At 63.6% G+C, this 20,378-nt stretch carries 19 protein-coding genes, 1 tRNA gene and 1 riboswitch; of the genes, 13 read left to right on the top strand and 7 right to left on the bottom strand.

Going from position 1 to position 20,378, the window contains the following annotated elements:
- Both VGO04_RS03325 and VGO04_RS03320 read right to left on the bottom strand, forming a co-directional pair.
- A partial coding sequence (locus VGO04_RS03325; RefSeq protein WP_327494536.1) for a GTP-binding protein occupies positions 1–123 on the bottom strand: 123 nt, incomplete at its 3' end.
- Positions 124–324: 201 nt separating this feature from the next.
- The gene (locus tag VGO04_RS03320; protein ID WP_327494534.1) at positions 325–1,887 is read right to left on the bottom strand and encodes an alkaline phosphatase; all 1,563 of its coding nucleotides are present in this window, start codon (positions 1,885–1,887) and stop codon (positions 325–327) included.
- 191 nt (positions 1,888–2,078) lie between these two features.
- A riboswitch (cobalamin riboswitch) is annotated at positions 2,079–2,323 on the top strand.
- Between the two features lie 232 nt (positions 2,324–2,555).
- On the opposite strand from VGO04_RS03320, the gene VGO04_RS03315 reads away from it, so the two are divergent.
- The 6 genes from VGO04_RS03315 (at position 2,556) to VGO04_RS03290 (ending at position 8,094) form a co-directional block, all read left to right on the top strand.
- Positions 2,556–3,545, top strand: coding sequence for an ABC transporter substrate-binding protein (locus VGO04_RS03315; RefSeq protein WP_327494535.1), 990 nt, complete (start codon positions 2,556–2,558; stop codon positions 3,543–3,545).
- A complete protein-coding gene (locus tag VGO04_RS03310) occupies positions 3,542–4,570 on the top strand; it encodes an iron ABC transporter permease (protein ID WP_327494533.1) in 1,029 nt (342 codons plus the stop codon). The genes VGO04_RS03315 and VGO04_RS03310 overlap by 4 nt, the downstream gene beginning before the upstream one ends.
- The gene (locus VGO04_RS03305; protein ID WP_327494532.1) at positions 4,567–5,382 is read left to right on the top strand and encodes an ABC transporter ATP-binding protein; all 816 of its coding nucleotides are present in this window, start codon (positions 4,567–4,569) and stop codon (positions 5,380–5,382) included. The genes VGO04_RS03310 and VGO04_RS03305 overlap by 4 nt, the downstream gene beginning before the upstream one ends.
- Positions 5,372–5,821: a pseudoazurin gene (locus VGO04_RS03300; protein WP_327494531.1), complete on the top strand. Its 450-nt coding sequence runs from the start codon at positions 5,372–5,374 to the stop codon at positions 5,819–5,821. The genes VGO04_RS03305 and VGO04_RS03300 overlap by 11 nt, the downstream gene beginning before the upstream one ends.
- On the top strand, positions 5,818–6,624 hold the full coding sequence (locus VGO04_RS03295; RefSeq protein WP_327494530.1) for a class I SAM-dependent methyltransferase: 807 nt from the start codon (positions 5,818–5,820) through the stop codon (positions 6,622–6,624). The genes VGO04_RS03300 and VGO04_RS03295 overlap by 4 nt, the downstream gene beginning before the upstream one ends.
- A 162-nt stretch (positions 6,625–6,786) precedes the next feature.
- Positions 6,787–8,094, top strand: coding sequence for an amidase (locus VGO04_RS03290; protein ID WP_327494529.1), 1,308 nt, complete (start codon positions 6,787–6,789; stop codon positions 8,092–8,094).
- A gap of 151 nt (positions 8,095–8,245) precedes the next feature.
- Here VGO04_RS03290 and VGO04_RS03285 read toward each other — a convergent pair whose 3' ends face one another.
- Complete coding sequence (locus tag VGO04_RS03285) at positions 8,246–8,407, bottom strand: hypothetical protein (RefSeq protein WP_327494528.1); 162 nt, start codon at positions 8,405–8,407, stop codon at positions 8,246–8,248.
- A gap of 320 nt (positions 8,408–8,727) precedes the next feature.
- On the opposite strand from VGO04_RS03285, the gene VGO04_RS03280 reads away from it, so the two are divergent.
- From VGO04_RS03280 to VGO04_RS03265, 4 genes are all read left to right on the top strand, one after another.
- Complete coding sequence (locus VGO04_RS03280) at positions 8,728–9,237, top strand: hypothetical protein (RefSeq protein WP_327494527.1); 510 nt, start codon at positions 8,728–8,730, stop codon at positions 9,235–9,237.
- A 180-nt stretch (positions 9,238–9,417) separates the two neighbouring features.
- Positions 9,418–10,551, top strand: a complete 1,134-nt coding sequence (locus VGO04_RS03275; RefSeq protein ID WP_327494526.1) for a PspA/IM30 family protein — start codon at positions 9,418–9,420, stop codon at positions 10,549–10,551.
- Between the two features lie 3 nt (positions 10,552–10,554).
- On the top strand, positions 10,555–11,184 hold the full coding sequence (locus tag VGO04_RS03270) for an OB-fold-containig protein (RefSeq protein ID WP_327494525.1): 630 nt from the start codon (positions 10,555–10,557) through the stop codon (positions 11,182–11,184).
- A gap of 21 nt (positions 11,185–11,205) precedes the next feature.
- The gene (locus VGO04_RS03265; protein ID WP_327494524.1) at positions 11,206–12,882 is read left to right on the top strand and encodes a flotillin family protein; all 1,677 of its coding nucleotides are present in this window, start codon (positions 11,206–11,208) and stop codon (positions 12,880–12,882) included.
- Between the two features lie 139 nt (positions 12,883–13,021).
- On the opposite strand, the gene VGO04_RS03260 is transcribed toward VGO04_RS03265, so the two are convergent.
- Positions 13,022–14,440, bottom strand: coding sequence for an RtcB family protein (locus tag VGO04_RS03260; protein ID WP_327494523.1), 1,419 nt, complete (start codon positions 14,438–14,440; stop codon positions 13,022–13,024).
- A 232-nt stretch (positions 14,441–14,672) separates the two neighbouring features.
- On the opposite strand from VGO04_RS03260, the gene rtcR reads away from it, so the two are divergent.
- Entirely contained in the window at positions 14,673–16,277 is a 1,605-nt protein-coding gene (rtcR, locus tag VGO04_RS03255; RefSeq protein ID WP_327494522.1) for an RNA repair transcriptional activator RtcR, read from the top strand.
- A 299-nt stretch (positions 16,278–16,576) separates the two neighbouring features.
- On the opposite strand, the gene VGO04_RS03250 is transcribed toward rtcR, so the two are convergent.
- Positions 16,577–16,948: a hypothetical protein gene (locus VGO04_RS03250; RefSeq protein ID WP_327494521.1), complete on the bottom strand. Its 372-nt coding sequence runs from the start codon at positions 16,946–16,948 to the stop codon at positions 16,577–16,579.
- Between VGO04_RS03250 and VGO04_RS03245 the strand changes: the two genes are divergently transcribed.
- Both VGO04_RS03245 and VGO04_RS03240 read left to right on the top strand, forming a co-directional pair.
- The gene (locus VGO04_RS03245) at positions 16,938–18,035 is read left to right on the top strand and encodes a DUF937 domain-containing protein (RefSeq protein ID WP_327494520.1); all 1,098 of its coding nucleotides are present in this window, start codon (positions 16,938–16,940) and stop codon (positions 18,033–18,035) included. The genes VGO04_RS03250 and VGO04_RS03245 overlap by 11 nt on opposite strands.
- Before the next feature lie 91 nt (positions 18,036–18,126).
- Positions 18,127–18,624, top strand: coding sequence for a hypothetical protein (locus VGO04_RS03240; RefSeq protein ID WP_327494519.1), 498 nt, complete (start codon positions 18,127–18,129; stop codon positions 18,622–18,624).
- Positions 18,625–18,958: 334 nt separating this feature from the next.
- On the opposite strand, the gene VGO04_RS03235 is transcribed toward VGO04_RS03240, so the two are convergent.
- Together VGO04_RS03235 and VGO04_RS03230 are read right to left on the bottom strand one after the other, a co-directional pair.
- Positions 18,959–19,900 (bottom strand): hypothetical protein, encoded by a 942-nt coding sequence (locus VGO04_RS03235; protein ID WP_327494518.1) that lies wholly within the window; start codon positions 19,898–19,900, stop codon positions 18,959–18,961.
- A gap of 338 nt (positions 19,901–20,238) precedes the next feature.
- A tRNA-Ser gene (locus tag VGO04_RS03230) sits at positions 20,239–20,328 on the bottom strand.
- Between the last annotated feature and the right edge of the window lie 50 nt (positions 20,329–20,378).

The raw sequence follows: 20,378 nt of genomic DNA, 5'->3' as shown, positions 1-20,378 counted from the left end.
CATGACGCGTTCGGCAACGCGCTGGTTTTCGCGGAACGAGCCCGACTGCTTCAGGAGCTCGTCAACAAGGGTCGTTTTCCCATGGTCGACGTGCGCGATAATCGCGATGTTACGAATGCTCATTTTTCGTCTCGGAAGGTTCAGGGCAAGCCCCGATGGGCCACGCCGCTTTTTCAATGGTCGCGCTCATACAGGTTTTTTTGCGATTGCGAAAGGGGGGCACCTCGATGAGGCCGGCACCGAAAGGCCGACAGGCCATGGCTTTGCAACGAGCGAAGGTCTCGCGAGCCACGTTTGGAGAGATGGCAACAAAGGTCGGATCGCTCATGCGACTGCTGCCGGATCAAGCGTCACGCGCCACAATTCCTGATCCTGGCGGTCCATCAGCCGCACCGTCATCTGCCTCGTCTGGCCGTTGATGTCGACGATGCCGAAGAACTGCAGGCCGGCCGACGGCGGCAGGTTCGAGTCAACGCCGCCGCCCGACGCCTTGATGAAGCGAACCTCGGGTCCGAAGGTCATGTCGAGTTCCTTCGCACCATAGGTTCCCGAATGAAGCGGCCCCGATACGAACTCCCAGAACGGGGTAAATTCCTTGAAGGCGGCGCGTGACGGATCGTAGTGATGCGCAGCCGTGTAGTGTACGTCCGCCGTTAGCCAGACGAGGTTGTCGATGGCATTGTCGCGGATGAAGCGCAGAAGATCGGCGAACTCCAGTTCCCGTCCCGTCGGCGCGCCGTCGTCGCCATTGGCGATCGCATCCGAGCCGCGCCGGTTGGTATAGTCGTCCCAGACGACGAGACCGATCGGCATGTCGCAGGCAATCACCTTCCACACCGCGCGCGAAGCGGCAAGTTCGCGTTTCAGCCAGTCTGCCTGCCGCCAGCCGAAGAGTTCGCCACCACCCTCGCTTTGGTTGGCGCCGCGATAGGAGCGCAGATCGACGAAGAAGACGTCGAGCAAGGGCCCATAGCCGACCTTGCGAAAGATGCGGCCGGGCTGCGTCACGGGCGTCCGGATCGGCGTCATCTCGTGAAACGCCCGCGCAGCGCGGCCGGCGTAGACGGCGACGTCCTTTTCCGGATAGCGCGGATCGTCGCGAAGGTCGGTGGAGGCCGACCAGTTATTGAGCACCTCGTGGTCGTCCCATTGATAGAAGGTCGGACAAACGGCATTCATCTGCCGGACGTGCTCGTCGAGCAGATTGTACTTCCACTGGCCGCGATATTCTTCCAGCGTGCGCGCAACGTCGCGCTTCTCATGTGTCACCACCCGGTTCTTCCAGACCCCGCCGTCGCGAAGCTGGATCTCGTCGGGGATCGGGTTGTCGGCATAGATGGTGTCGCCCGAGTGGATGAAGAAGTCCGGTTCATGCTGCCGCATGGTCGAATAGGTCTTCATCCCGACATCGTCGATGCCCCAGCCCTGCCCGGCGGTATCGCCGGACCAGACGAAGCGGATCGAGCGCTTTCGCAGCGGCGCGGTGCGAAAGCGGCCGACGACCGGCTCGGAGACGCGGTTGACATCGTAGAGATCGGTGGCAGTGAACCGATAGAAGATGTCCTGGTCCGGCAAGAGACCATCAAGCGCGCATTTGACCGCACAATCCGTCTGCGGCGTCGCCGTCAGATCGGCAAGGCGCACCGGATTGGAGAAGCTTTCGGTCGTCGCATATTCGACCGACACCCGCGACGGCCGGTCGACCCGGGTCCAGATCATGCCGGATGAGGTGTCGACGTCGCCGGATTGCACCCCGTGAATGAACTCCGGCCGACCGTAGCCTCTCGCGTAAAAGGGGGTTGCGAGGCCGGATGAGGCCACGAAACCCGCAGCACCGGCGGAAAGCAGGAAAGAACGCCGCGAAAGCGTCTTGAGGATATCGGCCAAACAGACCTCCGATTCGGCAGCGCGACCGCGCGTGCCGGACCTTTGGCGATCCCGATGTCAGCGACGTAACAGCCGCATGAAACAATTTGAACGGTTTGGCGACAGTTCGGTGAAGGTGGCGGCGGCCGCGAGCTTTACGGTAAGCCATCCCGCCACCCCACCCTTCGCCTTGACGGCATGCTGGCAGGGGTACTAAGGGTTGCGACGACGGTTCCCCGGAGGATGACTCCGACGGGGATTAATAGGGAACACGGTGAGGACGACCCAAAAGGGACCGAGACCGTGGCTGCCCCCGCAACTGTAAGCGGAATGCCGGACACCCCAGTGGCGCAACGACGCGCCATGCCACTGCGATCGCGCCAGACGCATCACGGGAAGGCAGGTGGAAGGCGCTTGATCCGCGAGCCAGGAGACCTGCCGTCAAGCAGAAGATCCAGCGTCACGGGCGGGGTTGCCCGGAACAGGAGTTGTCCATGATCCGCATATCCGGCGGCCTTGCGCCCTCTTTTCCCGTCCTTCTCGACGTCAGCGATCGTTTGTCTCCCGAAAGCCATCAGGCCGACTGTCGCCGCTTCGGCTGACCCTTCGCAAGCTCACGAGAAGAGAGAATTCCCTTGAAAGCCATTTTGAATGCCGTCGGGCGCCATTGCCCATCGCTTGCCGTTTCCGTGTCCCTGCTTCTGACCGTCGCTCCCTCGACCGCTCTAGCGGCCGCGACGAGCTACCCCCTGACCTTAAAGAATTGCGGCCAGGAGGTTACCTTTAAGGCGGCGCCGACGCGCACCGCCTCGATCGGCCAGAGCACCACGGAAATTCTCTATCTCCTCGGCCTCGCGGACAAGGTCGTCGGCACCGCCGTGTGGATCGGGCCTGTTATCGACGGCTACGAGGACGTCAACGCCAAGGTGCCGCGGCTTGCCGACAACGATCCGAGCTTCGAAAGCGTCGTCGCCACCAAGCCGGATCTGGTCACCGCGCAGTTCCAGTGGCATGTCGGGCCCGAGGGCATCGTCGCCACGCCGAAGCAGTTCGCCGAACTGTCGATCCCAGTCTATGTCTCGCCGGCCGATTGCGCCGCCAAGGACAATACCGCCGGCGGCGACGGCGTGCGCCACAAGTCCTTCTCGATGGACCTGATCTACCAGGAGATATCTGAGCTCGCCGAGATCTTCGATGTGCAGGATCGTGGACAGGCGTTGATCGCCAAGCTGAAGGCGCGCGAGGAGGCCGCCCGCGGCAAGATCGCCAATGCCGACGGCAAGCTGTCGGCGGTCTTCTGGTTCTCCAGTGCCGAGATGGACATCGCCCCCTATGTCGCCGGCACCAACGGCGCGCCCGGCTATATCCTGTCGGCACTCGGCATCAAGAATGTCGTGTCCACCGAAGAGGAATGGCCGACGATCGGCTGGGAAACCATCGCCAAGGCCGACCCGAAGATCGTGGTGATCGGCAAGATGGATCGCCGCCGCTTCCCGGCCGACGACTGGGAACTGAAGATGAAGTTCCTGAAGTCCGATCCGGTGACCAGCCTGATGCCCGCGGTCAAGGCCGACCATATCGTCGTGATGGACGCCCAGGCGATGAACCCGACGATCCGCACGATCGAGGGCATCGAAGTGCTGGCCGACGCGGTCGAAAAAGCCGGCCTGGCGAAGTGAGGTCAACGCCTCTTTCCATCAACCGCACGGGCGCCGTTTCGACGGCGCTCGCACTCCTGTTGCTGGCATTGGCGCTTGGCGCCGCCATCGGCGAAACCGCCATTCCGCTCGACGTCGTCGGCAAGACCGTCGCCAACCGCCTCTGGGGCGCCGGATACCCGCTCGATGCGATCGACGAGGGCATCGTCTGGAACTATCGCCTCAGCCGCGCGGTCGTCGCCGCCTGCTGCGGCGCCGCTCTTTCGCTTTGCGGGGTGGTGCTGCAGGCACTGCTCAGAAACGCGCTTGCCGATCCCTATATCCTCGGCATTTCCGCGGGTGCGTCGACCGGCGCGGTCGCCGTCGCCATCCTCGGCATCGGCGCGGGCATGCTGACGCTGTCGCTCGGCGCCTTTTTCGGCGCGGTTTTCGCCTTCGCGCTCGTCTCGCTGCTGGCGCTCAGAGCCGGCCGCGGCACCGGCGCCATCATTCTGGCCGGCGTCGCCGGCTCGCAGCTCTTCAACGCGCTCACGTCGTTCATCGTCACCAAATCAGCCAATGCCGAACAGGCCCGCGGCATCATGTTCTGGCTGCTCGGCAACCTCTCCGGCGTGCGCTGGCCGGATGTGGCGCTGGCGTTGCCGATTGCGCTTGGCGGCCTGCTCGTCTGCCTCTGGCACGCCCGCGCGCTCGACGCCTTCACCTTCGGTGCGGAATCGGCCGCTTCGCTCGGCATCCCGGTCAAGCGGGTCTATGTCATCCTGATTTCAGCAACGGCGCTGATGACGGCTGTGATGGTCAGCATCGTCGGCTCGATCGGCTTCGTCGGCCTGGTCATCCCGCATGCGGCACGCTTCCTCGTCGGCGTGCGCCACGGCCTCCTCTTGCCGGCAGCTGCCCTTGCCGGCGCGATCTTCATGATATCAGCAGACATCCTGTCGCGTGTCATCATTCCCGGCCAGGTGCTGCCGATCGGGGTCATCACCGCACTCGTCGGCGCCCCGGCGTTCGCGCTGATCCTCAGCCGCGGGAGGGCAGCATCATGAGCCTCAAGGCCGAGAACGTCACCTGGTCGGCCGGCGGCCGCACGATCGTCGATGCCGTCAACCTCGAGGTCGTGCCGGGCGAATTCCTCGGCATCATCGGCCCGAACGGGTCCGGCAAAACCAGCCTGATCTCGCTTCTCGCCGGTATCCGCCCGCCGAAATCCGGCAGCGTCAGCCTCGAAGGGCGGCCGTTCGCCAAGACGGTGCGGCGAGACCTCGCCCAACGCATCGCGCTCGTCGAGCAGCAGGCGGAAACCACCGAACGCATCACCGCCCGCCAGGCGGTCGAACTCGGCCGCACCCCGCATCTCGGCGCGCTGTCGCCCTGGTCGAACCGTGACACCGACATCGTCGACCGCGCGCTCGCGCATGTGGGCATGAGCGATTTTGCCGGACGCATGTGGCACACGCTCTCCGGCGGGGAGCGCCAGCGATTGCACATCGCGCGGGCGCTGGCGCAGCAGCCGCAAATCCTGCTGCTCGACGAGCCGACCAATCACCTCGACATCCACCATCAGATCGGCCTGCTCGAGCTCGTGCGCGGGCAGAAGCTGACGGTCGTCGCCGCCCTGCACGATCTCAACCATGCCGCCGTCTTTTGCGATCGCATTGTCGTCATGGACCGCGGCCGCGTCGTGGCGCTCGGCACCCCGAGGGAAATTCTGACGGAGGACCGCATCCTCGCGGTCTTCGGGGTCGCAGCGGCGGTGGAGCACGACGAGGACGGCTCCTGCTTCGTGCGCTATCGCCGCCCGCGGCCAAGACTGCACCTGATATCCGACACCCAAAAGAGACATGACCATGCGCGCTAACATCGCCGCCGCCCTTTTTTCCCTCGGGCTTGCCGCCAATCCCGCTTTCGCCGAGCCCATCGAGGTCAAGATGCTCAATCGCGGTGAAAGCGGCTCGATGGTGTTTGAGCCCGACTATGTCGAGCTGAAGCCGGGCGATAGCGTGAAATTTCTCGTCGGGCACAAGAGCCACAACGCCGCATCGATCGAGGGCATGGTTCCCAAGGGTTATGCTGGTTTCAAGGGCCAGATCAACGAGGAGATCGAAGTCACCTTCGACACGCCAGGCTTCTACGGCATCAAGTGCTCGCCGCATTTCGCCATGGGCATGGTGATGCTGATCAAGGTCGGCGACGCCGAACTGACGGAGACCTTCCGCAAGATCGAAGTCCCCGGCCGCGCGCGCGGCCGCTTCGACGCCATCTTCGCCCGCATCGATCAAGTGAAAGCGGCGCAATGAGCGGAGCGGCAGACCACGCGCAGTCGGACAGGCGGGCAAACTTCGACCTCAAGGATGAGATCCGCGACTATTGGTCGAAGCGCTCCGAAACCTTCGACCTCGCCTTCGGCCACCGCATCCCGCCCGGACCAGAATTCGACGCATGGCAGCAACCGGTGCGCGACTTTCTCGGGGCCGAGCCGCTCCGGGTTCTCGAGCTAGCCTGCGGCACCGGCGAGGTGACGCGGCTGATCCACGACCTCGGCCACGACGTCACGGCGCTCGATTTCTCCGAGGCGATGCTTGCCGTTGCCCGGAAAAAGCACGCGGGCAAGCCGCGGCTGCGCTTCCTGCTGGCCGATGCGGAAAACACCATGGAGCCGGACGCGCACTATGACGCCATCGTCTGCCGCCACCTGGTGTGGACCCTGACACAGCCTCCGGCGACGCTTGGCGAATGGTTCCGCGTTTTGAAGCCGGGCGGCAGGCTGCTGGTCTTCGACGGCAACTGGGCCAAGCCGACGACCGTCGGCCACCTCGCGTCCTTCGCGATCCGCCAGATCGATCGGATGATCGGGCCAGACAATCACTATGACGGCGCGCTCAGCGATCGCCACGCCGCCATCATGCAAGCCCTGCCCTTCGGCGACGGCCTGACGGTCGACACCTTGCTGCCAATCTTGAAGGCCGCCGGCTTCGACGCCATCGAACGCGCATCCCACCGGCCGATCGCCGCCGCACAGCGGACGACCGCAAACCTGCGAAATCGCCTGCGCACCTTCGTCTATCGTCGGTTCATCCTGTGTGCGCACAAGCCCAAGTGAGGGACCGGGTTGCACGCCCGTATGCCAGCAACCGCATGGCATTTGCCGAAAGCCCTGCTATGAAGATTACCGTCTCGGCTGCAGGCGGCTCTCTCGCGGCAGCGTGGACGAAGAGCATCAACGCGCCGCCCGGCGACGGCAGATACCGACAGGTTCCTCATCGTGCCCCAATCGAATACCCCCGTACGCGATCGTCTTGAAGAGATCCTGGCCAGGCTCGACGCCCGCCGGGATCGCGAACGGGCCTATGTCAAGCTCTATACCGAGAGCGCGCGCGCCGAAGCGGATGCGGCAGACCGTCGCCGGCAGGGCGGCGCGACACTCGGGCCGCTCGACGGCAAGGTCGTTTCGATCAAGGACCTGTTCGACGTTGCGGGCGAACCGACGCTTGCCGGCTCCATCATCCGTCGCAATGCGCCGCCGGCCACAAAAGATGCCCTCGTCGTGAAACGTCTGCGCGACGCCGGCGCGGTCATCCTCGGCAAGACGCACATGACCGAGTTTGCCTTCACCGCGGTTGGGCTCAACCCGCACTATCCCGTGCCTGGCAACGCCACCGACGAAAACCTGATCCCTGGTGGCTCGTCCTCCGGCGCGGGCGTTTCGGCCGTCGAAGACACCTGCGACATCGCCATCGGCTCCGACACCGGCGGCTCCATCCGCATCCCCGCGGCCCTCAACGGCATCGTCGGCTTCAAGCCCACCGCAAGCCGCATCCCGCTCGATGGCGCATTCCCTCTTTCGCCCAGCCTCGATTCGGTCGGCCCCCTCGCCCGGACCGTGACCGATTGCATGCTTGCCGACGCCGTCATGGCCGGCGACCCGATGGCGTCGGTTGTAGCCCGGCCGATTGCTGGACTGCGCATCGGCGTTCCCCAGGGAAGATTGTTGAACGACCTCGCACCCGAGATCGCCAAAGCCTTTGCCGACAGCCTCGACCGGCTCGCCAGAGCGGGCGCCCGGATCATCGACTGCAGGATCGACGACCTGATGGAACGACTGTGGGGCGCAACGAGGATCGGCTCGATCGCCGGACTGGAGGCAAGCCGCATCCACGCCGACTGGCTTTCCGACGACGCCGCGTTGGCGGATGAAAGGGTCAAGGGGCCGCTCCGACGCCGCCTCGCTGTGCCGGACGAAGCCGTTGCCGCGCTGCTCGAAACCCGACGCGCCCTTGCCGTCGAAATGGACGAGCGGCTTTCGCCTTACGATCTCTTGGCCTTGCCGACGACGCCGATCGCCGCCGTGCCGATTGCCAGCGTCGAAACCGACGCCAACGAGTACGACCGGGTGGAAGGCTTGCTGTTGCGCAACTGCCAGGTGGCGAACCAGTTCGACCTGACGGCTATCACGCTGCCGATGCCGGGCCAGACGCGGCCAGCCGGCCTGATGTTGATGGGGCGAAATGGAGCCGACAGGATGGTTATGGAGGCGGCTCTTTCACTGGAGGCGCTCCTTCGGAACAGCTGACAGCCGCGATGACCAGCCGGCCGAGCGCGTCGGCGACATCGGGCTCAAAGCGCAATCACGCTTGCAAGTGTCGTCGCAGGCAGATCAATGCCTGCTGCTGTCAAACCGAAACCGTGGTCACGCTCAGGCGCGCCGTGCAGGCGTGCAAACGTCAGTGCATCGTCTCGCCGGCAAACTCGTCGTTCAGGATCCGGAAGGCATCTTCAAGCGCTGCAACGAGAACGTCCGTCAGTTCGTCGCCGTCATTGCTGGAGAGATAGAGAGCGACCATCTGATCGGAGGGGTCGCGGTAATGCTCGATATCGTTCGACATATCATTGTCCTTTATTCGCCGTGTCACATTCCGGCCATTGACGTGACGATAGGCGAACGGACTTGCGTAAAGCTGGCGTGCGTCGTCCCTGGATGCGCGCAAGCGCGCACCGAATCATCTTCTACAGGTGCCCGTACCGGGAGCGTCCGGGAAAGGATAGAGGATAGCGTCGTATTTCACTCGCGCGCGGCGCCCGGGCACGCTAGATGCCCGGGAAACGGAACGCGGGAACCTTGGTCCAACGGCGTTCCGAATGCGTGGCGACCGGTGGCCGCTGGCGAAGGCGGACAAGAACGAGCGGACGAGAACGAGAAGCGAGCATGTCGAAGAAAACCAAGCGCGACGAAGCCGATCAGCTGCAGCACCTCAAGCTCGATTTCCCTGAGATTCACGACGACCTGCTCGCCGGCCGGATCCCTTCGCTGCGCCAGGCGTTGGTCATCGCCGGTCTCAAGACCGAGCGCACACGGCTCGAAAAACTTCAGAATTCCTGGACCAAGGCGAGCCCGGCGGAACGGGAGACCTTCCTCAGGTGGCTCGCCACCCAGGACACGACCGGCATCTCGGCCGTTCAAGCCGAGATCGATCCGGCGCCCGCCATCCATACAGCCTCCGCCATTGCCAGCGGCCGCTACCTGCTGCCGGAAGCGATAGCCGACATCCGCACGATCATGAACCGCCGCCGGGTTCGCCCGAACGACATCATGGCCGAGATGGGTTTTGCCGCAGACGACATGTCGCTTACGCGTGCGCTCGCCAAGGGCGCCAGCTTGCGACTGTCCGTCATCAGCGCACTTGATACCTGGCTTCGCAACAACAGAGGGCAGTGAGCCCTCGACTTCCCACCGGGCCTGTTGCGCGCGCTCGCCGGTGGCTTTCCCTCTGGCGTCGGGCCTACCCTGATCGCTGCCGAAAAGCCCCACTGACGTCTCGGCGCTAGTTGGCGAAAAATACAACCTAAAACTGAGTCTGCCCTTGAAAGCACAAAAGCGGTGCTTTATTTTATTGTCATGGCCCAGTTAAACCATACGTCGATCCTACGTTACGATCTCGCGCCGGACGATCAGGCGCGACAGGCCCTGGACGAGACGTTCGCGGCTTACGCCACAATGCTCGCCATGCTCGACGACCTGGCGACGGAAAAGGCCGGGGCCAATCTCGTAACCCTGCACGAACTTGCCTATGAAACGGTCCGGGAACGCACCGGTCTTCCGGCGCGGCTCGTCACCCTAGGCCTACGTGACTTTGCTGCGAGCCGCGGACATGGGGCCGCCACGCCCAGGCTGCCGCTCGACGAAAAGCTGTTCACGATCAAGGGCCCCTCGGACCTGACCGTTGCCACCGTGCGCGGCCGGGTCGCGATCCCCTACGATGTCGCCGGCTATTCGCAGGGTGCCTTGAGCATCTTTGCCGCTCAGCTCGTCGCCGAGAACGGCAACTACCAGATCCACATCGGCGTCACGACGCATTCTGATCGAACGGAGAAGAACATGATGACGAACGAAGGCATTCTCTCGCGCATGGGACGGCTGATCGCCGGCCTCGCCAACACCGCAGTCGACAAGGCCGAGGGCAACAACAAGATCGTGATCGTCGAACAGGCGCTTCGCGAGATCGACACGGCTGCCGACGAAGCCCGCACCGATATCGGCAAGGCCCGCGCCGAAGAGTACCGCATTCTCAGCCGTCGCGACGAAATCGGCGCCGACATGCAGATGCTCGACGAAAAGATCCGCACCGCGATCTCCGCCGGGCGCGATGACCTCGCCAAGGCCGGCGTGGCGCGCCAGATCGACCTGGAATCGCAACTGGCAGCGCTGGACAAGGCGCTCGCCGGCGCTCGCACGGGCCTCGATGAAGGCCAGCAGGCGCTGCAGGCGGTGCTTGCCACCCGCCGCGAAGCCGAAGCAAGGCTCGCCGACCTGAAACGCAGCATCAGCCAGTTCCCCGACAGCGCGCCTTTCGGCCAGGCCAAGGCAAACCCGGTCGATGGCGCTGCCCGCGCGGCGGCCGCCGTCTCGCGCGCAACCGGCGTTCCCTCGGGCGAACGCGGATCTAGCGCCGAGCTGGACGAACTCGACCGCCTGCACCGCGAACAGGCCATTGAAGCGCGCCTCGCCCAGTTCAAGACGAGACAGAACTAGCCCATGCTGCTTTTCCTCGCCCCGGAATCCCTGCCATTCGCCATTGCGGCGGTGATGCTCGCCGCCCTCACCGGCATCGAGATGCTGTGCCTGCTGCTTGGCTTTTCGCTCGGCGAGGCGATCGACAAGGCGTGGATCGACGACCACAACGGCATGGCCGGATTGATGTCCTGGCTGAACGTCGGCGGAGTGCCGATCCTCATCCTGCTGATGCTGTTCCTCGGCCTCTTCGCCATGACCGGTTTCGTCATCCAGGCCGTGGCCGTCGCCACCTGGGCCCTGCTGCCGGCGTCGGTGGCCGCGCTGCCGGCCTTCCTCCTGTCCTTGCCGGCAGTCCGGGTGACGAGCCGTTGGGTCGCGCGCATCGTTCCGCGGGACGAAAGCTATGTCGTGGACCTCGGCGACTTCGTTGGCCGCAGCGGCGAGGTCACCGTCGGTCCGCTCGACCAGGGCCTGCCCGGACGCATTCGCCTGAAGGATCGCCACGGCAACTGGCATGTGCTGCGTGCCCGCGCCGCCCGCAACGAGCAACCGATCGCCATTGGCACGACGGTGCTCGTCGTCGACCGGGTTTCAAACATTTTCATTGCGATTTCCGCGCCGGCAGACCTGCTGACGCCGCCCACCCCTTAGTCCCTCTTCATCGGAGCAACCATGTTCTACGACCTCTTGGTGCCGGCCGGCATCGGCATCGTCCTGATCCTCGGCATCGGTTTTGTACTTGCATCGCTCTATACCCGCTCCAGCCGCGACGAGGCCTATGTGCGCACCGGCCTCGGCGGCCAGAAGGTTGTGCTCGACGGCGGCTCGATCGTGCTGCCGATCTTCCACTCGATCGCCCGCGTCAACTTAAAGACGCTGCGCCTCGAAGTCCGCCGCGGCGAGGGCGACGCGCTGATCACCAAGGACCGCATGCGCGTCGACATCGGCGCGGAATTCTACGTCCGCGTGAAGCCGGACGCCTCCTCGATCGCGCTTGCAGCCCAGACGCTCGGCGACCGCACCAACGACGCCGAACAGCTGCGCGTGCTGATCGAGGCGAAGTTTGTCGACGGCCTGCGCTCGGTTGCCGCTACGATGAGCCTCGACGCGCTGCAGGAACAGCGCATGGACTTCGTCAAGGCGGTGCAGGAAGCGGTCGGCGCCGACCTGCAGTCGAACGGTCTTGAACTGGAATCGGTCTCGCTGACCCGCCTCGACCAGACGGACATCAAGCATTTCAATGCCAACAACTTCTTCGACGCCCACGGTCTGGCGGCGCTGACCCGCATTACCGAGGGCCGCAAGAAGGAGCGCAACGAGATCGTCCGCGATACCGAAGTCGCCATCGCCCAGAAGGACCTGGAAGCCCGCCAGCAGTCACTTGCGATCGAGCGCACCAAGCGTGAGGCGGAGCTGAACCAGGAACGCGACATCGCCAACAAGTCGGCCGCCACCCGCGCCGAAACCGCGCAGCAGGAGCAGGCCGCCAAACGCGCCGAAGAAGAAGCCCGCATTGCCACCGAACAGGCGATCGCCGAACGCGAGGCAGCCGCCAAGCAGGTCCGTGAAAGCGCCAACATCGACGCGACCCGATCGGTCCAGCAGCGCGACACGGAAGCCAAGCGCGACCTGCAGATCGTTTCCCAGGAAAGCGCGATTGCCGTCGCCAACAAGAGCCGCGAGGAATCCGAAGCCAAGGCCAAGGCGGAAAACGCCCGGGCGCTCGCGATTGCCGCGGAAGAAAAGGTTGAGACCGCAAAGGCGGTGGAAATCGCCGAACGCGAACGCCAGATCGCCGTCATCGATGCCCGCAAGACCGCCGAAACCGAAGCGACGGCCGTGACCGTCGGGGCGGAAGCCGAGAAGCAGGCGGCCCTCGACCAGGCCGATGCGATCAAGACGCTTGCGACCGCCGAGGCCGAAGCCGCGATTATCAAGGCCAAGGGCGTGCTCGAAACCGGCAAGGCGGCTGCCGAAAGCGAGGCGCTGCTCAATGACGCCCGCAACAAGCTGAGCGCGGCCATCATCGAGTTCGAAATCCTGCGCGAACGCATCCGCATCATTCCCGAAGCCCTTGCCGAAGCGGTCAAGCCAATCGAGAAGATCTCCGATATCCGCATCTTCGACACCGGCGGCATGCTCGGCCGCGGCGCCGGCGGCGACGGTGCTACCAACGGCATCGGCCTTGGCGACGGGTTGGCGGGCCAGCTGCTCGCCTACCAGGCCAACAAGCCGGTGCTCGACCAGTTGCTGAAGGAGGCTGGCTTCAACGGCGAAAACGCCATCTCCTCACTGCTTGGCGACCTGCAGGCAGCACCGGCGCCCGCCGAAAAGGCGCCGAAGAAGTAAAGCATGTGTGACGCGATCCCGGCCCCGCACGGGCCGGGAACCGCGATCCGCACGTGGGTTCGCGTGGGGGGTACCGGGTCCCGAAGGCACCTTTGGAAGGCCCTTGAGGGAAGACGAGCTTGGCCGCCTTCCCTTCCTGCTATCGACGCTTCTTCCGCCAGGGCGCATTGCGTTGCCAGTCGCCGGCCATGATGCATCCATAGGGCATGACCTCGTCGACCACTTCGGCGAGACCATAATGGTCAATCTGCGCCCGTACATTGGCAGCCGACTTGTAGGCACCGGGCAATTCCGAAACATCGGCGGCACCGGAGAAGAAGCGGACGTCGAGCCCAGCCGTTTCCTTCGCCATGATCTCGGCGATGTTGTTCGGGCTGAGGCCTCGGGCATCCGCACCATATTCCTCCGCGAGACGTCGCATGTGAGCGCTGCGCGAGAAATTGCGGCCGGCACCGTGCGGCGAGAAGCCGAGGCCATGGGCGGCGTTGGATCCACGCACGATCAGGATCGGTTCCGCCATGTTGAGCGGAATGATCGTGAGGTCCGTCGCATCGGCGGCCCATTTGTCGAAGGCCGGCGTCGCGCCCTTGCCATGGTAGAAAAGGCCATCCGATTTCCGGAACACGAAATTGTGCTCGTTCCAGAAGCGGTCGGAAACCTTCGCCGACAGCTTTTCCGCCGCCATGTCGTGCACGACGTAGTGGTTCTCCTTCGTCCACTGGCGCACGACCTGAAGCGCCGACCAGTAGGCCTCGCCCTCTTCGCTCTCAGCCGGGATCCAGGCATTGTCGCGCAGCGTTTCAGGCGAGAGCAACTCGCGAAAACGATTGGCAACCTTCATGCCCCGGTCGTAAAGGCGTGCACCGGGACCCCGTGAGCCATGATGGGTGACGAGCGCCGTCTCTCCGGTCGACTTCATCGTTCCGACATAGGCGAAGTGGTTTCCGTCACCCTGCGTTCCGAAATGGCAGATGGACGCGCTGAACGGGCCTTCTCTCAGATATGTGTTCTGCTGGAAGGCCGCGAGCGTCGCTTCCGACGGCTTGATTTGTGCCTCCTGCGGACGCCCGCCGGGGCCAAAGTGTGTCGCGGAATGCACGGCGTCCAGCAGTGCCTTCGGATCGACACCCGGAAACACCGAGATCGCCATGGAGCAGCAGATATCGGCCGAATGCATGCCCGGATGGATCGCCTCCGACGCGACGACGCCACCGACGGGAATGATCCCGACCGGCCCGGAAGGGCAGGCATCCGGCATGATTGCTGCGGCCCGAACGACAGGCGTGCGAACGAGCGCGCGCATCGTGGCGTTGACCTTGGCGACGTTGTCCTGCTCGAAGGCGTTCTCGGCACGGATGTTCGAATAGATCTCGATATTGTCGTCCCTGTGCAGGGCGAGGGTCGGCCCGGGCTGGAAAGCCCGGGCAGCCGCCAACGCCTCCTCCATCGACCCGCCCGCGCTCAGGAGCTTGTTGGCGGCATCGAGTGCCGGGCGGAACCACTTGCCCTGCGGCATGCCGGCGTCGATCAGATCCTGTCCGCTAAATACCTGTGTCATCATCTTTTCTGCAGCTGCAGTCCTTCTATTGTCTGACTGGTTGTTCACACCAGGGACATTTCAAACGGCGTGCCAAGTCCCGCACAGACTGCTGATATTTCAGAAAAATCCATCTATTCATTTGTTTTCGAAAATAAAAAATTTCGTCGGAACTCACTGCACGAATTTGCCCGACACAAGTGGAACGTGTATCTTATCTTTGGATATAGGTGATTATAAGATTGTATAAGACATGAAGCGTCGCATCGCCATCAGCATGCTCGGCACCACGCTCGATACGGGCCGGCGCGAAGATCGGTGGGGGCGCTGGCGGCCGAATGTCGGCCTGACCCAGCAGCAAGGATTGTTCATCGATCGCCTGGAACTCCTTCATGACAACCATGCGAGCCACCTGGCGAACACCATTGCGAAGGATATCGAAACAGTGTCGCCGGCGACCGAAGTGCGCCGGCACGTCATCAATCTTCGTGATCCCTGGGATTTCTCCGAAGTCTACACCCAGTTGCGGGACTTCGCCCGCGCCTACGATTTCGATCCGGACGCGGAAGACTATCTGGTCAACATCACCACCGGCACCCATGTAGCGCAGATCTGCTGGTTCCTGTTGACCGAAGCCAGGATCATTCCAGGCCGCCTGCTGCAGCTCTCGCCACCGCGCGACCGCGAGCCGGGTCAGGATTTTTCCGGCACCCACCGGATCATCGACCTCGATCTTTCCCGTTACGATGAGATCGCCAAGCGCTTCGCCTCGGAACGCGATGACGCGCGCTCTTTTCTGAAATCCGGCATTTCAACGCGCAACGCGGCCTTCAATCGCATGATCGACGAGATCGAACGTGTCGTCATCCGCTCGACGGCGCCCGTGCTTTTGACCGGGCCGACCGGCGCCGGCAAGTCACAGCTCGCCCGCCGCATTTACGAACTGAAAAAGACACAGCGCAAGGTGAGCGGTGATTTTGTCGAGGTCAACTGTGCAGTACTGCGCGGCGACCAGGCCATGTCGGCCCTTTTCGGCCATGTGAAGGGCGCCTTCACCGGCTCGGCCGGGGAAAGGGCCGGGCTGCTGAAAACTGCCGACAAGGGCGTTCTCTTCCTCGACGAGATCGGCGAACTCGGCCCCGATGAGCAGGCAATGTGCCTGCGCGCCATCGAGGAGAAGCGGTTTCTTCCCGTCGGTGCCGACCGGGAAGCCTCGGCCGACTTCCAACTCCTTGCCGGCACCAACCGCAACCTGCGGGAAGACGTGCGCAACGGACGGTTCCGCGAAGATCTCTTTGCGCGGCTCAACCTGTGGACCTTCCAGCTTCCGGCGTTGCGCGAGCGTCCGGAAGACATCGAGCCGAACCTGGATTTCGAGCTTCGCCGGTTCTTGGAGCGCGAGGGCGAGAACGTCACCTTCAATAAGGAAGCCCGAGCGCTATACCTGACTTTCGCAACGGGACCGGACGCTGCGTGGTGCGCCAATTTCCGCGACCTTTCCGCTTCCGTGACCCGCATGGCAACGCTCGCGCCGCACGGCCGCATCAACACCGAAGTCGTCGACCAGGAGATCGTCCGTTTGCGGACTGCGTGGGGCGAGGACCGCAGGATATCGCAATTCGATCTCCTGACAGAGTGCCTGGGCCCCGCCGCCGCTGCACAACTCGATCTTTTCGACGCGGTCCAGCTTGCTGCCGTGATCGAAACCTGCCGCAACCACCCGACGGCAAGCGCCGCCGGCCGGACCCTCTTTGCCCATTCGCGCCTGGAAAAGAAAAGTAGCAATGATGCCGATCGCCTGTCCAAGTACCTGGCCCGCTTCGGCCTGAAGTTTGAGGATGTTCGCAAGCCTGTGTGACGGCCAGCGCGTGTTCGACGAAACATAACTGCGTCTGAGGTCGGGGCCCAATGCATCTGTAAGTGATGATGGTCAGAGGATGGATCATTTCCTGCTCTGATAGAGTTTACGGAGACGGCGTTTGCCCGGCGGCGAAGGGGTCGGAGGGCTTCGCGGGCTGTGAAGTCCTGCTGAAAGATGGCACCCGCTGCATAGACAGTGTGCCCCAAGAGGCAGAGCTTCATTTTTTTCGCATGGTGAGTTCGATGACGGGCTCGGCGAAATCGAACTCTTTGACGGACCGAAACTGGCCATGAAATTCAGAGTGAACACCCTGGATACCCACTGGTCGTGGGGGTGATCGAAGGCTCTTCTTTGCGCGGCGTGCGATTTGACGAGCGGCGTGTCGCGAGTTCGCGTCGGATGACGTTACTGCCGCTGCGCCCGACCTGAACGCCTTGACGCCGGCGCGCGGCGGGCCTGCCGTTTCTGCAAGTTGCCGCGAACTGGGCAAATACATCCACAAGTGCTAAAATTTGTGCGCCAAGGGTTCCAGTCGAACCGGTCTGGCAGCCGATAATCAGATAAACGCGTATTGCTTGCAGCCAATTGCCGCGCCGTCGGTCGACCGCTCCATGAGCGTCGTCGTTGTCCGACGACATCAACGTGGAGGAGAAGCCAATGGCCAGCAATCTTGTTTCCTACATTGCGCAGATGCTTACCCCTGACATGATTGCACGCATCGCTTCGGCGCTCGGGCTCGATAGCAACAAGGTACAGAGCGCCATCAGCGCAGCCATACCTGCGGTGCTGGCGGGACTGACCGGCGTTGCGGCGCAACCGGGCGGTGCTCAAAAGATCGCCGACACCGCCCGGCAACAGGGTGGGTCGCTCGACAGCCTCATGGGCATGCTGACGGGGGGCGATCAGGCATCGCTTGCCCAGAGCGGGTCGCAGATCATCTCGTCCCTGTTCGGGGCGAGAGACGGCAGCGCGCTCGCAAGCGCTGTCGGTGGGGTTTCCGGCATGGACCCGCGCGCGAGCGGTTCGCTGCTGGCGACACTGGCTCCCCTCGTCCTGGGCGGCCTTGCCAAGCAGAGCGGCGGAGACCTCAGCGCCAACGGCATCGCCGGCTTGCTCGCGAGCCAGAAGGACAATATAGCCGCCGCATTGCCAGCCGGGGCCAGAGACCTCTTGAGCGGCAGCGGCCTGCTCACCGCGCTCGGCGGTTCGGCACAGACGGCAGCGACCACCGCCAGCCAGGCGGCGCGCGATACGGCGACCACCATCGGCAGTGCCGCACAAAGGACGGCCGCAACGGCGGCACCCTCTGGGTCGCGCAACTGGCTCTATTGGGTGATTGCGGTCCTGGCTCTTGCTGCCCTGCTTTTCTATCTGTTCGGCAAGCCGAGCGGCGAGGTCACGCCCCAGGCCGGAACGGCGGGGCAGAGCCTGACCGTCGGCGGGGTCGACATCGGCCAACAGGTCAAGGACAGCATGGCCAGCCTGCAGACAACGCTGACCGGCATTACCGACGCAGCCTCCGCCACGGCCGCCTTGCCAAAACTGGAGGATGTCTCAAGCGGGCTCGACAAGGTCAGTGCCGCGGCCGGTCAATTATCAGCCGAGCAAAAGGCAGCCCTCGTCGCGCTGGTGACCCCGATGATGTCGACGCTCAACGGTCTGTTCGACAAGGTGCTCGCGATCCCCGGTGTTTCGGACATCCTGAAGCCCACGATCGACGCGTTGAAGGCCAAGCTCGCCGCCCTGTCGGCCTGACGGATCGTCCTGACAGTGGACCGGCGGCCCTGCACGCAACAAGGACCGCCGGCAGTGGTCATGGACGACATCGAAAGAAGGAGGATCAGCCATGGCTGACAAATCGACATTCACCCCGCAGGAATGGACGCTGCTCCTGGAGAGCGTCATGATGGCCGGCATCGCCGTGACTGCGGCCGAGCCGAGCGGCCTCTGGGGCATGATGAAAGAGGGCATCGCAAGCAGCAGCGCGCTCCTCAAGGCAAAGACGGACGCGGCGGCAAGTCCGCTTCTCAAGGCGCTTGTCGCCGACTTCGAAACCTCGGAAGGGCGGACGGCTGCCCGCGACGGGCTGCAGGCAAAACTCAAGGGCGCCAAGCCCGAGGAGATGAAGGCCAAATGCATCGAGACACTTCAGCAGGCCCGAACCACCGTCGAGGCCAAGGCGCCCGGTGATGCCGGCGCCTTTGCGGCATGGCTCTACCAGATCAGCCAGAAGGTCGCGGAGGCCGCCAAGGAAGGCGGTTTCCTGGGCTTCGGCGGCGTTGCCGTCAGCGATGCGGAAAAGGCAACCCTGTCGGAAATATCGACAGCGCTGAAGGTCGCCTAGCGCTGCCGCACTTTGCTGCGGAAATGCGAACCTACCGTCTCCAGCCGTTGAGACGCCTTTCCCGGTCGCAAGGGTATGCCCGGCCAAACCCAGTGCAGCAAGCGATGGAGGCAAGAGGGAACCAGGCTGGGGGTGACCCACCTGATGACACGCGACCATCCGTCGAGGCCGCAGGCGGACTCGACCGCCATTCCGGTGCAGGCTGCCGGAACGAACCGGCTGGCCGCCTGCAAGCTCGACCATAGCGAGAACGGTCGGCTAGCCCAGTGCCCGGCAGACGAGAACGTCTCAAGACGTTGCGTCGCCGGGGACGCCGGTCACGATCCTGCCGCGGTCAGATACTGCAGATCTCCGAGTTGATCAGGACTTCGCCGATCGGCGCATTTGCCTCGGTGGTGTAGACGCCCCGAACATTGAGACCGACGGACATCATCTGCCTGAATTCCTCGGCCTGGCACAATCTGTCCTTCATCTGCTCCAGCCAAGCGGTACCCGAAGGCGCGGCCGGCAGCGTATAGTGATAGGTGAGCGTGCTGTCCCGGTAGTCCGCGCCGATAAGGGTCGTCACGTTATCGAGCTTTGTCGGCCCCTTTATCGCGCTGGCCGAGGCCCGAATTGTCTCGTCCAATCGCAGCCTCCACTCGCCGCACAGCGCCGGGTTGACGCTCAACTCGCCAAGCAAGTTCCCGTCCGGGGAGAAGTACCTCCCCTCAACCGTCGCGCCCACATCGGTCATGAGCGTAATTTCCGCGGACTTGCACCACGCGTTCATCATCAGGTCTCGTGCGCTCCCGGTGAGGGCCGCAGTCTTGTCCGAGATCTCGTAGACGTAGCGGTATATGTCCTTGTCTGCCTCGACCGCCGTCAATGTCGTGATGTCATCGATCTTCATCGGCACCGTGACCCCTTTTGCCAGTCCCGTCAGAAACGCGTCGAGGCCGAATGTCTGGACCTCATACCGGGCCAGTTTTGCCTGCAGCGGCATATTGTCCTGAGCGACCTCACCTTCCAGAGCGAGGCGGCCTTTCACCCATTGGCTCACGCCTGCGCTCGCCGCAATCAGGACGACGCTCAGCGCCACCAGCAGAATGCCTCTCGGCATCTGCCGAGGGGACGGTCGTGACTGTTCCTGCGACGGCGCAAAAATCAGGAGCAGGTTGGCGATGGGAATGAAGGCCAGGTACCATTTGCCCCGCGTGCCAAAGGCATCCCGCGAGCGGGCTGCCGCGCCAACGCCCTTGAAAATGCCGATCGGAACAAGGGACGCGATGATCATGGCGACAAGAACCGTGAGGTAGTCATTCCTTACAGCGTCCTGGCCATTGAGCATAAAGAGCGAGGTCATGCCAACGAGGAGGTATGAAAATCCCACAGTCAGGAAATACGCTGCGCGGTCCAGCCAGGACAGAAAGGCGTCGCGGACGGGAAATCTACTTTGTCACCTGCAGTAGGCCGGCTTCAGAAAACGACGCAATCGTGCCGATCGTCACCAGATACCGGAGGAAAATGAAAACCCGAAACCGCAGGTGCCTGCCGGGAAGCGCAATACGCCCGAACGGCCACCGCGAATTGCGGCCGTCTCTCAACTTCACACTGTGAAGGGGAAGGGAAGCATGGCGGAGAGGGTGGGATTCGAACCCACGGTACGGTTGCCCGTACGCCGCATTTCGAGTGCGGTGCTTTCGACCACTCAGCCACCTCTCCGCTTTGCTGGTCGGCGCTTGTCTAGCGCGGTCGGGTTCATAGCGGCAGAT

This window comes from Ensifer sp., from assembly GCF_035999185.1.
In the GTDB taxonomy this organism is placed as follows: Bacteria; Pseudomonadota; Alphaproteobacteria; order Rhizobiales; family Rhizobiaceae; genus Ensifer.
This window is presented reverse-complemented; position numbering and strand designations above follow the sequence as displayed.

Coding starts and splice junctions, on each gene's coding strand:
- VGO04_RS03235 (WP_327494518.1), bottom strand. CDS start 19,900: ATGATCATCGCGTCCCTTGTTCCGATCGGCATTTTCAAGGGCGTTGGC.
- VGO04_RS03280 (WP_327494527.1), top strand. CDS start 8,728: ATGTCGAAGAAAACCAAGCGCGACGAAGCCGATCAGCTGCAGCACCTC.
- VGO04_RS03265 (WP_327494524.1), top strand. CDS start 11,206: ATGTTCTACGACCTCTTGGTGCCGGCCGGCATCGGCATCGTCCTGATC.
- VGO04_RS03285 (WP_327494528.1), bottom strand. CDS start 8,407: ATGTCGAACGATATCGAGCATTACCGCGACCCCTCCGATCAGATGGTC.
- VGO04_RS03275 (WP_327494526.1), top strand. CDS start 9,418: ATGGCCCAGTTAAACCATACGTCGATCCTACGTTACGATCTCGCGCCG.
- VGO04_RS03245 (WP_327494520.1), top strand. CDS start 16,938: ATGGCCAGCAATCTTGTTTCCTACATTGCGCAGATGCTTACCCCTGAC.
- VGO04_RS03295 (WP_327494530.1), top strand. CDS start 5,818: ATGAGCGGAGCGGCAGACCACGCGCAGTCGGACAGGCGGGCAAACTTC.
- VGO04_RS03240 (WP_327494519.1), top strand. CDS start 18,127: ATGGCTGACAAATCGACATTCACCCCGCAGGAATGGACGCTGCTCCTG.
- VGO04_RS03305 (WP_327494532.1), top strand. CDS start 4,567: ATGAGCCTCAAGGCCGAGAACGTCACCTGGTCGGCCGGCGGCCGCACG.
- VGO04_RS03300 (WP_327494531.1), top strand. CDS start 5,372: ATGCGCGCTAACATCGCCGCCGCCCTTTTTTCCCTCGGGCTTGCCGCC.
- VGO04_RS03260 (WP_327494523.1), bottom strand. CDS start 14,440: ATGACACAGGTATTTAGCGGACAGGATCTGATCGACGCCGGCATGCCG.
- rtcR (WP_327494522.1), top strand. CDS start 14,673: ATGAAGCGTCGCATCGCCATCAGCATGCTCGGCACCACGCTCGATACG.
- VGO04_RS03270 (WP_327494525.1), top strand. CDS start 10,555: ATGCTGCTTTTCCTCGCCCCGGAATCCCTGCCATTCGCCATTGCGGCG.